The 14353-nt window shown below is 48.0% G+C and carries 14 protein-coding genes; 8 read left to right on the top strand and 6 right to left on the bottom strand.

Going from position 1 to position 14353, the window contains the following annotated elements; genetic code table 11:
• Window positions 1-32: 32 nt before the first annotated feature.
• Window positions 33-461 carry a DUF2147 domain-containing protein gene (locus ACW9SV_RS10975; RefSeq protein ID WP_479556807.1) on the top strand — a complete coding sequence of 143 codons (429 nt, stop codon included), beginning with the start codon at window positions 33-35 and terminating at the stop codon, window positions 459-461.
• Between the two features lie 130 nt (window positions 462-591).
• On the opposite strand, the gene ACW9SV_RS10970 is transcribed toward ACW9SV_RS10975, so the two are convergent.
• The 3 genes from ACW9SV_RS10970 to ACW9SV_RS10960 all read right to left on the bottom strand — a co-directional run bounded on the left by ACW9SV_RS10970 (window position 592) and on the right by ACW9SV_RS10960 (window position 4442).
• Window positions 592-1062, bottom strand: coding sequence for a hypothetical protein (locus ACW9SV_RS10970; RefSeq protein WP_479556806.1), 471 nt, complete (start codon window positions 1060-1062; stop codon window positions 592-594).
• Window positions 1063-1286: 224 nt separating this feature from the next.
• Entirely contained in the window at window positions 1287-3161 is a 1875-nt protein-coding gene (locus ACW9SV_RS10965; RefSeq protein ID WP_479556805.1) for a M1 family metallopeptidase, read from the bottom strand.
• A 213-nt stretch (window positions 3162-3374) separates the two neighbouring features.
• Window positions 3375-4442 (bottom strand): T9SS type A sorting domain-containing protein, encoded by a 1068-nt coding sequence (locus tag ACW9SV_RS10960; protein WP_479556804.1) that lies wholly within the window; start codon window positions 4440-4442, stop codon window positions 3375-3377.
• A gap of 147 nt (window positions 4443-4589) precedes the next feature.
• On the opposite strand from ACW9SV_RS10960, the gene ACW9SV_RS10955 reads away from it, so the two are divergent.
• From ACW9SV_RS10955 to coaD, 3 genes are all read left to right on the top strand, one after another.
• The gene (locus tag ACW9SV_RS10955; RefSeq protein WP_479556803.1) at window positions 4590-6731 is read left to right on the top strand and encodes a sensor histidine kinase; all 2142 of its coding nucleotides are present in this window, start codon (window positions 4590-4592) and stop codon (window positions 6729-6731) included.
• A gap of 31 nt (window positions 6732-6762) precedes the next feature.
• Window positions 6763-7500, top strand: coding sequence for a response regulator transcription factor (locus ACW9SV_RS10950; protein ID WP_479556802.1), 738 nt, complete (start codon window positions 6763-6765; stop codon window positions 7498-7500).
• Between the two features lie 338 nt (window positions 7501-7838).
• Window positions 7839-8330 (top strand): pantetheine-phosphate adenylyltransferase, encoded by a 492-nt coding sequence (gene coaD, locus ACW9SV_RS10945; protein ID WP_479556801.1) that lies wholly within the window; start codon window positions 7839-7841, stop codon window positions 8328-8330.
• Here the strand turns inward: coaD and ACW9SV_RS10940 are convergent.
• The gene (locus ACW9SV_RS10940; RefSeq protein ID WP_479556800.1) at window positions 8281-9012 is read right to left on the bottom strand and encodes an NUDIX hydrolase; all 732 of its coding nucleotides are present in this window, start codon (window positions 9010-9012) and stop codon (window positions 8281-8283) included. The genes coaD and ACW9SV_RS10940 overlap by 50 nt on opposite strands.
• Window positions 9013-9068: 56 nt before the next feature.
• Between ACW9SV_RS10940 and pyrE the strand changes: the two genes are divergently transcribed.
• Both pyrE and ACW9SV_RS10930 read left to right on the top strand, forming a co-directional pair.
• The gene (pyrE, locus tag ACW9SV_RS10935) at window positions 9069-9707 is read left to right on the top strand and encodes an orotate phosphoribosyltransferase (protein WP_479556799.1); all 639 of its coding nucleotides are present in this window, start codon (window positions 9069-9071) and stop codon (window positions 9705-9707) included.
• 163 nt (window positions 9708-9870) lie between these two features.
• Window positions 9871-10368 (top strand): metallophosphoesterase family protein, encoded by a 498-nt coding sequence (locus ACW9SV_RS10930; RefSeq protein ID WP_479556798.1) that lies wholly within the window; start codon window positions 9871-9873, stop codon window positions 10366-10368.
• 101 nt (window positions 10369-10469) lie between these two features.
• Here the strand turns inward: ACW9SV_RS10930 and ACW9SV_RS10925 are convergent, their stop codons facing one another.
• Window positions 10470-10649, bottom strand: a complete 180-nt coding sequence (locus ACW9SV_RS10925; RefSeq protein WP_479556797.1) for a hypothetical protein — start codon at window positions 10647-10649, stop codon at window positions 10470-10472.
• A 76-nt stretch (window positions 10650-10725) separates the two neighbouring features.
• Here ACW9SV_RS10925 and ltaE point away from each other — a divergent pair, with 76 nt between their 5' ends.
• The gene (gene ltaE, locus ACW9SV_RS10920; RefSeq protein ID WP_479556796.1) at window positions 10726-11754 is read left to right on the top strand and encodes a low-specificity L-threonine aldolase; all 1029 of its coding nucleotides are present in this window, start codon (window positions 10726-10728) and stop codon (window positions 11752-11754) included.
• A 137-nt stretch (window positions 11755-11891) separates the two neighbouring features.
• Here ltaE and ACW9SV_RS10915 read toward each other — a convergent pair whose 3' ends face one another.
• Window positions 11892-13412, bottom strand: coding sequence for a hypothetical protein (locus tag ACW9SV_RS10915; protein WP_479556795.1), 1521 nt, complete (start codon window positions 13410-13412; stop codon window positions 11892-11894).
• A 197-nt stretch (window positions 13413-13609) separates the two neighbouring features.
• Here ACW9SV_RS10915 and ACW9SV_RS10910 point away from each other — a divergent pair, with 197 nt between their 5' ends.
• Window positions 13610-14335 (top strand): hypothetical protein, encoded by a 726-nt coding sequence (locus ACW9SV_RS10910; RefSeq protein WP_479556794.1) that lies wholly within the window; start codon window positions 13610-13612, stop codon window positions 14333-14335.
• Window positions 14336-14353: the final 18 nt, after the last annotated feature.

Below are 14353 nucleotides of genomic sequence, written 5' to 3'. Positions count from 1 at the left end.
TTAGTAAACCAAACTATCTAAAAACAACACGTATGAGAAAGATCTTTTTGTTAGCCCTTTTCCTATGCTTGACCAACCTGGTTTGGGCGCAGAAAAAATCTCCTATTGGTGTCTGGACCAACGAAGAGAAAGAAGCTCGCTTTGAAATCTACCAATGTGGTGATAAGCTTTGCGGCAAAATCATCTGGCTGAAAGAACCCAATAGAGACGGCAAACCAAAAGTAGATCAGTTTAACCCAGATCCTAAACTGCAGAAGCGTCCAATAATTGGTTTGGTTTTCCTGAAGAACTTCAATTCTGTGGGTGACAGCAAGTGGGATGATGGCACCATCTACGACCCCAAATCTGGCAAGACGTACTCTTCTTACATGAAACTAGTGGGCAACGACAAACTGGAGGTGAAAGGATACATTGGTATCTCCTTAATAGGTCGTTCCCAAGTTTGGACCCGGGCGCAATAAGCAACTAATACCTTCGGTCCTAAAAGCAAAGCGGGAATCTCATCAGAGATTCCCGCTTTGCTTTTAGGACCGAAGTTTTTTCCGGGGGAAGGAACCCAAACCCGCCTAAAATTTGATACGCTACTTGCCTTTAGAAAAGATCTAGGATTGTGATTTTCTTGTCACGGAAGGTGAAGGACTCCCCTTTGGTTTTTCCGGCCATGGCCTGGAACACCGGAGAAGCCGCGGAGATGGCAAAATACTTCTCGCCGTCCAATTTTATTTCACCCAAGCTAACCGAGATAAAGTAGTTCTGGGCATCTGTGCGCACAATGGATCCTAGGGACACATCTTCGTTCACCTTGCTACGAACAATTCTTTTCAGGATGCTCAGTTTCCCGATGGCTTCATCCAATTGCTTGGCAAACATATCCCGCTGGATATGGCAGGCCTCCCTAAAGGACTCGAACTTGTCTTCAATGGCTCCCTGGCTTTCATTGGCGCTGGTCTGGGCCTCTTCCATGGCTTGCCGGGCATGGTCCACAAAATCTGTCTGCTGGCGCAGGCACTCATCTAATAACCTATGCTTTATATCTAGGTCAAGGGTAGTTTCAGTAGTCATAGACATAGTTTTATAAGGTACAATAGTTCTAATTATTTCCAATTCTGTAAACAAACTAAAGAAAGGAAGTGCTACTTCCAGGCGTTTTAAAGTGGGTTTAATGCCTGTTTCAGGAAAACTGATGAAAAACTGTTAAGAAGAAGTTCAGTAGAACTCGCAAAGCTTTAAACTGATAAACTAAAGTTTTGTTGGGAAAAAACAATCAAAAAAGAAGAATAATATCATTAAAGCTTTAAAATACGTACTTGTGAGTACTCCTGGGCATACCTTAACCTGAGAAAGTAAGCTCCTGCCCCCAGATCTGCGAGGGAAAAAGAACGTCCTGTGGGCGTAAAGGTTCTAATATGCCTGCCCAACATGTCATAAATAGAGATCTCCTCAGGCACTCCCTTTCCTCCTCTCAAGTTCACTTCGCCCAAGGTAGGGTTAGGGTACACCTGTACTTCTTCTGAAAGGTCTAAGACCAAAGAAGGATCATTTTGGATGGGGTTCACGGCCTCCACGAGCCATTGGTCGGGGTCTACCTCAAACTCCAGCACTTCACCAGCTACGGTAAACCGGAAATCCTCGGTTCTGGCATTTTGCCGCAACACCACCGTAGTGTCTTTGACGGAAGTGGTAATCCTGACCTCCAGTTCGGTGGTGAAGAAAGGAGTGGCTTGGCTTGAAGTTAATTCTGTGCTTCTAAGGAAAAGTTGATTTCCCTCCTGCGCCCACGAGAGGTCAAAAATAGGATACCCTTCCCCATATACCCATTGGTCAAAGAAATACTGGAAAGACCGGCCGCTTACCCGTTCCACTACCTTCTGGAAATCGCGGGTGTCGGCAACCTGATACCGGTACTCCTGCCTATAGGTTTGCAGGGCTTGAAAAAACAGAGCATCGTTCTTAAAGGTGCGACGCAGCATGTGCAATACCATGGCACCTTTGCGGTAAGACAAAGCAGAACTGAAGATACGCCCAACATTGGTGCTGTCTTTCACAAACACCGATCCCTGTGGCTGGCTCAGGGCCCCTTCGTTTGCCCGGTTAAGCCAATTCAGTTTTTGGGCCGGTAAAAGCCTTTCAATAGCCAAGTACTCGCCGTAGGAAGCAAAGCCTTCGTTTAGCCAGATGTGGCTCCAGTCTGAACAAGTCACCTCATCTCCCCACCATTGGTGGGCCAGCTCATGGGCGGTGAGGGTGAATTCAAAGGTTGACTGGGTAGTCATGGTCTGGTGCTCCATTCCCCCACCAATGGGGGCCATGCTATGCCCATACTTCTCCCGATGGAAGGGATACAAACCGAACAGCTCAGAAAAGAGCTGCAGAAATGGGCCTGTTCTATCAATCTCGGTCTTAAAGGTATTTAGCGCCTGGGGGTAGATATAGTTTTGTACCAGAAGCGGTTGTGACAAACCAGGCAAAGGCACCTGGTAAGAATACTCCTCGTACTGGGCCACCGCCACAGAGATCAGGTAGTAAGCTATGGGGTAGTTTGATTTCCACTCGTACCGGTGCTTCTGGTTAGGCATGGGAGTAATCCGTTGCAGGACGCCGTTAGAACCAACTTTGTTGGAGACATCGGTAGTGACCCACACCTCCACCGAATCGGCTTTGTCTTCCAGCAACTGCTTGCAAGGGAACCACTCAGAAGCCGCAAAAGGCTCACTTAAGCTCCAAGTCACTTGCTGGCCCCAAGGTTGAGCAGTAGCCGTGTTAAACCCATTGCCAATGGCCGCTCCCGCTCCCGAGGGCGCCCTTCCAGAGTAAGTCACCTGCATGGTAAATCTGGACTGACCAGACCTGGCGGCCGGGAGCATGGCTATAGCCTCACTCCCGTTCCGTCTTAGGCTGCAAGGCACCCCATCCATTAACACCTCTTGGATTAAGAAATTGGGGTGCAGCTCAAAAGCAAACTCAGAGAAGTTGTTTTGCTGCGCGGTGGCATACATAATGACCTTTCCGCTGATGTTTAAGGAATTCCGTTCCAAGGCCAGATCCAGCTTGTACCAATGCACGTCGTACTGCCGCATCAAGGCCCGGTGGCCCTCTGAGGTGATCCCATCGGCTAACAAGAGGGAGGCTGAGTGAGTACGGGCCTCAGCGCAGGGGTGCACATCTTTTGTTTGCGCAAGTAAAGCACCTGTTACCCCTGTAAACCAAAAGGTTAAACATACAAAAACAGACCTGACAAGATAGGCTGTAGATATGGAAAGTAGGCGTGAATTCATATTGGTGCTATACGATTCGGTCTAGAAAAAACTAGGGCAGAACGCAAAAAAGGCCCGAAATTATTTTCAGGCCCTTTTCCCAAACTTACAACCAAAATCTTATTCCACTACTACTTTCCCAGAGCCGGCCAACTTTCCTAATAGAACCTGAACCATGTACATTCCTTTGCCATATTTGGCTAAGTTTAACCGCTTATAGTACTGCCCCTGCACGGTACCTAGATCTTCCTCAACGATGGTCTTTCCTTGGGTGTCTACCACCCGCACCTGCGCTTTTGCCTTCTTTTGGGAAAAGAAGTTGATATTCACCTCACCGTTGGTAGGATTGGGGAAAAGCTGCAAATCAATTTTGGCAGGGACGGCTGCCTCTTTCTTTTTACTTTTCTTCCCCACCTTAATAGCCTCGCCAGGTTCCGCTTTGGCTTGACTCAGGATGATCACCCGCTCTTGCCCTGGGTTTCTAAGTTTAAAGACATTGTACTCCCCCGTTTCTAATACCTCGGGGCTTAAGTTTCCTTTCCTGAACCCGATCACCCTTACCTCTCCAGAGGAATCTCTCTCCACCCGAATGGTTTCTTTCATCATGAAGGTATCGGTTTTCAAGCGCAAAGAGGAATCCAACCGAAAGATGCTGACTTCTTTGACCAAAGAGTCAAGGCTGGGAGTGCGGTGGAAGGTAATTGGTCTGCCGTAAACGGTGATGGCTTGCGATATGGGTCCCTTCAAAGAATCCACTCTTATTGCTTTAGGTCCATACACCCGAACTGCTTTCAGCTTGGTAAAAACCGTATCTGAAACAACTGTCTTGAAAACGGCAGCCCGTAGAGAATCCAAAGGGTGGGCAGCGATATATCTAGTGACGTCCATTCCTTTTGCAATAGATAACCTTAGGGGTTCAAGGGTCTTTGCCCCTAGCTCCTTGAAGGAAACAGAATCAGCTTTAAGTTTTTTCACGGCTTCCAGGTAAGAGCCACCCTCGGCAATAGTCAGGGTAGTGTCCAGCACATAATATTTATCCCCCTCCTGTTTAATTACTTTCACTATTGCCTGGTTGCCAATTTCTTTTTTACCAGAGTTCTTTACCTGAGCCCAAGCCGGGGAAAAGGCGGTGGCGGAGAGCAGCAGCAAAGAGACCAGGGTTGCCAAGGTGTATTGTTTCTTTCTCATAACAATTGTAATTTAGGTGAGGCTAGTACATTGATTTACACAATATTACCCGGTATCTTTTTAGGAAGAGGTTAAGGCTAGGTTAAAGTCTGTTAATGAAAAGTTAAAGTGAAGTTTGCCCTCAAATAAGCCTTTATCTTTGTAGAGATGAGAAAGAAAACATTGCTTTGGGTCATTGTACTGATGACTATCTCCCTAGTGGGGCTGATAGGGTTCCAGGTCTACTGGATCCACCATGCAGTACGTATGGAAGAGGAGGTTTTTGACCGGAACGTGAATGATGCGCTCCAACAGGTGGCCCGTCGCCTGGAAACCCAGGAAGCCGTCCATTATCTAAGCGAAAAAGCTCCCCAGATAAGGGCAGCGGCACTTTCTTCTGATGAGAGCCAGAGAAGACCAGATAAGTGCTCTGCGCCAAAAGTGACTCGTCCGGTAAAGAAAGTGAAGGAGCCTGTAAGGCTTACTATTGCCTCTCCTGCGCCGGTGCCCGGTCCTGCACCAGTTACTGTTCAGGGCTTCCCGGCTACGCATACCCTGTCGCCAGTGAGAGTGCTAGTAACTCAGGCTGAGGCGGTGACCATGACGAAAGGGCATGAGTTGCATGGAAGGACCTACATCAGAGGATCTAAAAACGTGGCTACGTTCAAGGACCAACATGAAATCTTTGGACAGGGCTCTACTGATTCGGTTGTGATCTGGAAAATATTAGCTTCTCAGAGGCCCCAAATAGATTCATTTATCAAAAAGAGCAATGCCCGGTACTTCCAAAGGGCAAAAGTTGATTCTGCGTTTGTGGTTAGGATGAGTTATGACTCCGCTACCCGCGCCAAGCAGCATGAATTGCTTCGCATCAACCCCAAAGACATTAAGGCGGTGAATGTGCGGGGCAAGTTGATTGATGTCTTTACGGACACAACGGCCAGCAAAAACCTATGGAAAACCCTGACCCTTTCCGTGGATTCTGCCTCAAACCGCGTGACCCACTATCTTCCTACTCTTAAACACAATTCCGGACAAGTCACCGTGGTCCAAGGAAAACCTAGAAAGACTACGCCTCCATCTACCCAACTGGTCCCTGAAAACATTCCTACCGTTGCTACGGCCTCCCTTAAAAAAGTAGCACCAGAAAAAGATAAACAACAGAAAGCAGCTGCCAAGGTACAGAACCTGAACATGGTGATGCAACAGATGGCCGTGGAGTATGTCAGGAAAGAGAAACCTTTGGTGGAGCGCCTGCAACAGTTGAAAGTGGATGAACTGCTCACCACCGAGCTTGCGGCGCACAACATCTCCACTCCGTACAATTGCACCCTGCAATCAGCCAGCGGCAAGGGCAACCCCAACCTGGTACTGACCTCCTCGCACGACGTGATGCTGCCTACCAATCTGCGGGAAAATGAATATGTGGTTCGCCTGTTTCCCAATGACGTCATGACGGCGCCAAGCTTTCTGCTCCTCAATTTCCCAAACAGAGATTTGTACGTGTGGCAAAGCCTGCTCCTTCCATCGGCTATCTCGGTGCTGTTCACGCTCATCATCATTCTTACTTTCTCCTTCACTCTGTACACCATTCTGCGGCAGAAAAAGATTTCTGAGATCAAGAATGACTTCATCAACAACATGACACATGAGTTCAAGACACCTATTGCCACCATCTCACTGGCCTTGGATGCCTTGGTGAACCCCAAAGTGCGGAAAGACGAGGTGCGGGTAGATTATTACGCCCGTATCATCAAGGACGAAAACAAACGCATGCACCAGCAGGTGGAGAAAGTATTGCAGACCGCCCAAATGGAACGTAAAACCCTGCAACTGGCCTTTGAAGAGGTGGATGTCCATCAACTGATCAGAAAGGCTGCCGAGCCCTTCCAACTGCATATTGAACAGCGGCAAGGCAACCTGGACCTGAAACTGGATGCCCGTACCCCCTTCATCTGGGCTGATGCCGGTCACCTGGCCAACATGATTGGCAACCTGCTGGACAATGCAAACAAATACTCTCCCAACGCGCCCAAGATTGTTATCCAAACCACTACCATTGCCAAGGGGTTGCATATCACCGTGGAAGACCAGGGCACCGGAATGTCGCGCGAGGCACAGAAGAAGGTATTTGAGAAGTTCTACCGGGTGCCCACCGGAAACGTGCACAATGTGAAAGGCTTCGGGCTGGGGTTAAGTTATGTAAAAACCATGGCCGAGGCCCACGGGGGCAGCATCCATCTTCGCAGCGAATTAGGCAAAGGAAGTAAGTTTACCTTATGGCTTCCTTTTCAAAAACATGTCAGTTAATCCTAACTTATCCTTCTAACCGCATTTTCCCATGACTGCCCATTCAGACACCCGCCTTCTTTTGGTAGAAGATGACCCCAATTTTGGAATGGTTCTCAAAGACTACCTGGAGTTGCATGACTATGAGGTGACCCTTTGCACAGATGGCATGCAGGGTCTGCACATGTTCCAGAAAGAATCGTTTGACGGTTGCATTCTGGATGTGATGATGCCTTTGAAAGATGGGTTTTCACTGGCGGCGGACATTAAAAAAGCGAATCCGGCCATGCCCGTGATCTTTCTAACCGCCAAAGCCATGAAAGCCGATATGCTGGAAGGTTTCAGGATTGGTGCCGATGACTACATCACCAAACCCTTTGACTCTGAGATCCTGCTCTGCAAGCTGAAAGCCATTCTGCAGCGCAAGAATACCCCCGCCTTTGCGGAGAAATCAACCGCCACCGAGTTCCAATTGGGTTCTTACCATTTCAACTTCAAAACCCGCCTGATCACGCGCGGCGAAGAAACCCAGAAACTCTCCCCGAAAGAGGCAGAGTTACTTCTCTTGTTGTGCCAATACCTCAATGACGTCCTGCCCAGGGAAGTAGCCTTAAGCAAGATCTGGAAAGACGACAACTATTTCACTGCCCGCAGCATGGATGTATTTGTCACTAAACTCCGGAAGTACCTGAAAGCAGATCCTGGCGTAGAAATCATTAATGTGCACGGAAACGGGTTCCGGCTGGTTGCTCCAGTGAACGAGGCCCAGGTTTTAACACCTTCCATTTAGGTTCAGCTTACAACAGCCCTAAAAAAAGCGTGTTTTCTGCTTTATCTTTCATAATGAGGCAAAAAACACGCTTTTACTATGCACACGATTTGGGAATGTAGGGGCAAATCCTTGTGTTTCCCTTCAAGGTGCAGGACACTAAAGGGCAACCACAAGGGATTGCCCCTACAAATCGTAAAAGTGAAAGGAAAATAGGTTACAGTTTAGGGACTGTTTTCCAAAAAAGGGCTTAAATCAGCAGATGCGGAAACAATTGGATGATTGAAGGGTATAGGGAAAGAATATTTTCAGCATCTTCACCGCTGAAAAAAAACACTGTTCAACTCACCCGTCCTCTTATGAAGCGCATCGCCATCTTCCCCGGTTCCTTTGATCCTTTCACCAACGGACACTTTGATGTGGTGCAGCGCGGCTGTGAATTGTTTGACAACATCATCATTGCCATCGGGAACAACAGCAGCAAGAACCGTTATTTTCCGGTGCAGGAGATGGTTAGCATCATTGAAGGGGTTTTCAAAGACAACCCGCAGGTGTGGGTACAGGCTTACAAAGGCTTAACCGCCGATTTTGCTAAAGAGGTGGGTGCCAAGTTTCTGCTCAGAGGACTACGCAACACCACTGATTTTGAGTACGAAAATACCATAGCGCAGGCAAACCGGCACATCAACCAGGAACTGGAAACAGTGTTTTTGATTACCTCTCCATCTCTGGCGGCCATCAACTCCTCTATTATCAGGGAAATTCACCGGTTTGGCGGAAACGTGCAGGAGTTTATCCCCTTTAGCCTTTCTTCATTGCCTGCAAATAATCCCGGATCACAAACTGAATAGAGGTGTACGACTCCGGTAGCACCTCCAACACCTCGTCTGGGGTCATGAAACGGACTTCCTCAATGAACTCCTCTGCCTGAGGTTTCATGTAGGTATCTTCCAGGCATTGCATGGTAAACCAGCTGGTTTTCTTCAGGATCTTATTTCCTTTATAAGCGTAGGAATGCCAGGTATTGGGCAGCTCACCAGTGATGGCCACTTTGATATTACACTCCTCCTCTACCTCGCGCAAAGCCCCCAGTTCTGTTGGCTCAGACTTTTTAATCTTGCCTTTTGGAAGGTCCCACATGCCCAACCGGTAGATCATCAGGATTTTTCCGTCCTTAATCACCAGGCCGCCGGCCGCTTTGATTATCTTGAACTGATCTTTAAGGTGGGCAATCAGTTTCTTCTTTTTATCGGTGACCAGTGTAAGAGACTCCAATTTCTTGAGTTTCTTAACCTCCATGAGCCGCACTAAGCGGTCAATCAAGGCTGAATCCACATCGCGGATCAGCACATCGCCCACCAGGTCCTTGGAAGTAAACTGATCGTCTTTACCGAGCACTAAATCGTATTTGTGCTTAAAGATCTTTTCACTGCTTTTTTTAATAATCAGTGGGATGTCGTTGATAAAGACATTCATGAAGTTGTCGCTTATGTAAGGCGAATAAAGAGGTACAAAATAAGAAAGAATTTTCATAGGGCACAAGCCGTGCTGACAAGGAAAAGATTACTACTATTTGTGTAATTTCGCCCATGCCACACACAGAAACCGCCGCCCAGATTGCGGCTTACCTCCTTGAAACCCAAGCAGTGCGTCTTCGGCCCGAGCAGCCGTTTAAATGGAGCTCCGGCTGGAACTCCCCTATTTACTGCGATAACCGCGTGACGCTTTCTTTTCCGCATATTCGTTCATTCATTAAAAATGCTTTAGCGCAGGCCCTTAAGGACCAGTTCCCGGGGGTTCAGGCCATTGCCGGTGTTGCTACTGCGGGTATTGCCCAGGGTGCTTTAGTAGCAGATATACTGAACTTGCCGTACTTATACGTACGCCCCGAACCAAAAAGCCATGGGATGGGCAACCAAATTGAAGGAAAATTAGAGAATGGCCAGCGGGTAGTACTGATTGAAGACCTCATCTCTACCGGAGGCTCTTCTTTGAAAGCTGCGAAAGCAGTTCAGGCTGCCGGAGGCGAGGTCATAGGAATGGCCGCCATTTTCACCTATGGTTTCAGCCAAGCCGATGAAAATTTCGCCGCTGCTGGTATCCCCACTGTGTGCCTGAGCAACTACAACGCCCTTCTGGAAACCGCCGCCACCCAGGGCTACATCTCCCAAGAAGCCATCACCACCTTGGAGCAATGGCGCCAACAACCCGAGACTTGGGGAAAATAGATTATTAAAGGAGTGATTGAGTGGAGGAGTGAATGGAAAGATAGGAAAGTGAAGAGATTGATAGGCAATAGTTAAAGCTATTTTTGCCTTATTTTCCAGATAATTGGCTTAAAACCTAATTCTACCCGTATTTCTCATTCAACCAAAAACTCAATCACTCCTTATGAAAATTGGCCTGCTCTCAGACACCCACAGTTACCTGGATGACCGTATTCTGGCGCTTCTGCAGGGATGTGATGAAATCTGGCATGCCGGAGATTTTGGGACAGCAGCAGTTTCTGAAAGGTTGGCCCAAGTAGCACCGGTGCGAGGGGTATACGGAAACATTGATGCGGGTGACGTGCGCGCTTTGCACCCTAAGAATCTAAGGTTCACTTGCGTTGGGTTGGATGTGCTCATGACCCACATTGGCGGCTACCCTGGTAAATACGCACCTGAAGTACGTGCTATTATCAAAGAAAACCCGCCAGGCCTCTTTATCTGCGGGCACTCCCACATACTTAAGGTGATGCAAGACCCCAAGCATGGCAACTTACTGCATCTCAACCCCGGCGCGGCCGGAAGGCACGGCTTTCACCAGATGCGGACCATGATGCGGTTTGAGGTGGAAGAAGGAAAAGTGCAGAAGCTGCAGGTGATAGAGCTTGGGAAAAGGGCATAAAAAAAGTGTAACCAATAGAGGTTACACTTTCAACTATCGTGTAGTAAGAGTAATCGCGTACAGTTTGCCGAAAGGCAGTAGGCGAACGAAAAAACGCAGAATTACTCAGCGGCTGCAACTTCAGCGTTGGCGGCTGGAGCGGTAGTGAAACGAGCTTTCAGCTCTTCAATATCCACGTTTTTAATTACCGGAGTAGACAACAATTGCTTGATCACGCGCGTCTTGTTGTTCTGTCTTGCTTTATTCTTACGGTCTTTTCTTTTTAATCTAGTAACTGCCATCGGTCAATATTTAAAATTGAATCGCAAAAGTAAGTTATTACTTTTACATTCTCAATAGTTCAGCTTAAAAAAACACATGATTCCTTTGATTGACCTCCGCAGCGATACCGTTACCAAACCTTCACCAGGCATGCTGGAAGCCATGTTTCAGGCCCAGGTAGGCGATGACGTGTACGGCGAGGACCCCACCGTGAACGAGTTACAGGCGTACGGCGCCAGTTTGTTTGGCATGGAAGCGGGCCTTTTCTGCCCTTCCGGCACCATGACAAACCAGATCGCTATCAAAATGCACACGCAGCCGCTTTCTGAGGTGGTCTGCGATCGTTCCAGCCACATCTATGTCTATGAGGTGGGCGGCATTGCGTTTAACTCGGCGGCCTCGGTGCAGTTGATTGACGGGGTCCGCGGCAAAGTCTCCCCAGAGCAGGTAGAGGCCTGCATCAATCCAGACAACATCCACTTTCCGGTGACCAGCCTGGTTTCGCTGGAAAACACCTGCAACAAAGGCGGAGGTTCTTTTTACACGGTTTCTGAAATTGCCGCCATTTCTGAGGTTTGCCACCGAAACAACATCGCCCTGCACTTAGACGGGGCGCGGGTGTTCAATGCCTTGGTGGCTTCGGGGGATGACGCCCGGGAGTATAGCCGTTATTTCAACACCATCTCTATTTGCTTGTCCAAAGGATTGGGCGCGCCCGTGGGTTCTTTGCTCTTGGGGCCGAAACCCCTTATTGAGCAGGCGAAACGGGTAAGAAAAGTTTTAGGCGGCGGTTGGCGCCAGGCAGGCTTTTTGGCGGCTGCGGGTCTTTATGCCCTTCAAAACAACATTAATCGCCTACAGACAGACCATGACCGGGCTACCCAGATTGGAAACGCGTTGCAGCAAGCCTCCTATGTCACCGAGGTAATGCCGGTAGACACCAACATTGTCATCTTCACCTTAGCCCCCGAGGTCAACATGAACGGTTTCCTGAGCTACCTGGAAGAAAAAGGTATTCTGGCTACCTCCTTCGGGCCACAGAAAATCAGGTTTGTAACCCACCTGGACCTCACCAATGAGATGATTACCGCCATCCTTAATGCCTTAACTACTTTCAAAGCTTAATCTACAGAATAAAAAAAACCCGCTTTCGCCTGCTTTTCATGAAAACAGAGTGAAAGCGGATTTTTTTTTATGGATGCCCTTATGCGATTAAGAACGGTTCAATTTCTGTTTGAATCCTTAAAGGCTGATTGCTTTTCCTAAAGTGCGTGGGTTAGCTCCAGTAATACATCATAATACTTTCGCCCTTGCATTTTAGCCTTTAGCCAAGCGTAGAAACTCATAGCTTGCAGGTCTTCCTGTTCGGCCGCCGGGGCAAACTGCAATAGACTCTCCACCTGCTGTAGAAAAGCTTTTCTGGTGGCCATATCTGGCTGGAGAATCAAGTGTTGAATGAGTTGCAGGAAGGAAGCTGCATTTTGGTAGCCTGGTTGAGTAAGCAAGTCTTGGTACGTACGCTGGATGGCCTTCACTTTATCAAGGGCAATGTCCAAGTTGCCAAACTCATATTGGATAATCAACTCGCCCAGGTTCTTCTTCAGCACCCATTCCCTCCCCATTATTTTAGCGCACCATTTGTCTGAATGGTGGATGTACACCAGCATGTTGTTTGCCTTATGGTAATTGTCACTTGCAAAATAAAGAAAGCTTAATCCCAAACGAGCGGTCAGCAGGTCGCGGGGCGAAAGGGAAATGGTTTTAGAATGAATCAGCTCCTCCAAAAGATGGATGGCTTGGGCCAGGTTCCTCTCAAACGCTTCATTGGCGGTTTTCAGAAAGAGGTATCTAGGGTAAAACAAATTAAAATAGCTTCTGCCCTGCCCTTCCAGCACCCCATACATCTCTGCCAAGTATTGATTTGACTGAGAGAATCTACGGTTACGATAGAGTACGTGGGCAATCATGTACAGCAACCTGGTTTTATAGAATTGGTGCTGTGGCTTGGAAAAACCCAGATGGGGAGCCACGGACCGGTAGCGCTCTATTATATAAGGTTCAAAGGAGTAATAATCCTGCCGGGCCAACACCGCGGTGCGGGCAATGGACATCAGTTTGAAGAACAAGGCGGGCCGCTGACTTACTGCCTGAGTAAGCCCATAGGTTTGCAGAACAGTTTGGATGGTAGCCCCAAACTCCAGGTCCCTGCCCTGTTGACGGGACAGTTCAAGTCGTTTGGAGATAATGCTACTGGCAATATTGGCCCGCTCCTCTTCATCGGCGGCGGCTTTGTTCTGGTTTCGTTTTTGAATGATTTCCTCCAAATCGTCTGCAAACTCACTGTCTGCCTTCTCTATTTGAAGGTTATACACTGAATTCAGAAGATCAAACTGCTCATTGGAAGAGGCCAAATGCTCGGCTTTTCGGAGCAGGTTCCAGGCCAACCGGTCTGCCCTCGCGTCAAAAAGGTAGCGTGCCATAGAAAGCGCCCCCAAAATGCTGGACCCCGCCGTAGGGTCTTCCTGCATGCGCTTCAAGACAATGAAGTCGGTAAGATGCTGCATAAGTCGTTTCCGGAGGGCGTAATACGCCGATGGGTTTTCCTCCTCCGGATACAGCTTGGCCATGATTTGCTGCGGACTTAGTTTTTGTTTCTGAAGCAACACCTTAAACAACTCTACATCCTTCCTATCCTTCTGTTTCCGGTGGCGCTTCATAAAAGACGCAAACTCCTTCACATCTTCTGGAGAGAGGGTAGAGATGGTAATCTTCAGGTCATCCATGGTTTACTGTCAGAGATACTCTCTCCTATAAGCATTAATTATAAGTATTATAACAAAAGGTTAATTCACTGAAATTCAACATAATAAAACTAAAAACCACCCAATTCCAAAGTAAGGATTACTTAAATATAGCATTTATTTTATTTTATACAAACCTACCTTCACTACACCCTTATGTGACCTAAAACCAAAGCTTTATGAAAAAAACGCTACTCTTGTTCTTTGTTCTTTTCTCCTGTTTTGCCGCGCACGCGCAGGACATCATCATCAAGCGGAATGGGGAGGAAATCAACGCCAAAATTCTGGAACTAACCCCTGACTTAGTGAAGTACAAGAGAGCAGATTACCTGGATGGACCAATCATCTCCCTTCTGAAAAGGGAGGTGTTCATGATCAAGTATGCCAACGGAACTAAAGAGACGTTTACCTCTCCTACTCCCGCTATTTCCAACCCTTCTCCGGCAAATGGCATACCCGACAATGACCCCGCTTTCCAGCCCCCGGTGAAGTTGAGCGGCCCTAGGTTTGGGTTTACCATCATCTCTGGTTCCTTGGCAGACAGAGCCCGTGAGGAGTTCGGGGTTAACCCTTTCTTAACCCAGTTTGGCTGGCAATTTGAAACCAAGTTGTTTACCACATCTAAGGGCTTGACCGGTTTAGGAGAAGTGATTCCTTTGATTGGAGGCCTTGAACAAGGCAAGTTCATCCCCAGCGTGAATGCCTTGGTTGGGCTTAGAGGACCTAAAGGCTTTGAGTTTGGACTGGGGCCAAACTTATCTCCTGCCGGGGCGGGGTTGGCGTTTGCCCTGGGCACCAACTTCAAATCTGAAGGAATCAATTTCCCGGTGAACCTAGCCTTTGTTCCGAGCAAAGGCGGCATGCGATTCAGTTTGATATTCGGGTTCAACTCCAGAAAACTATAAACGACTTTGCTACTAAAA

The sequence above is a fragment of the Rufibacter sp. JT20002 genome (assembly GCF_056491185.1).
Note: the sequence above shows the minus strand (reverse complement) of the source record. Positions and strands in the feature narration are given on the sequence as shown.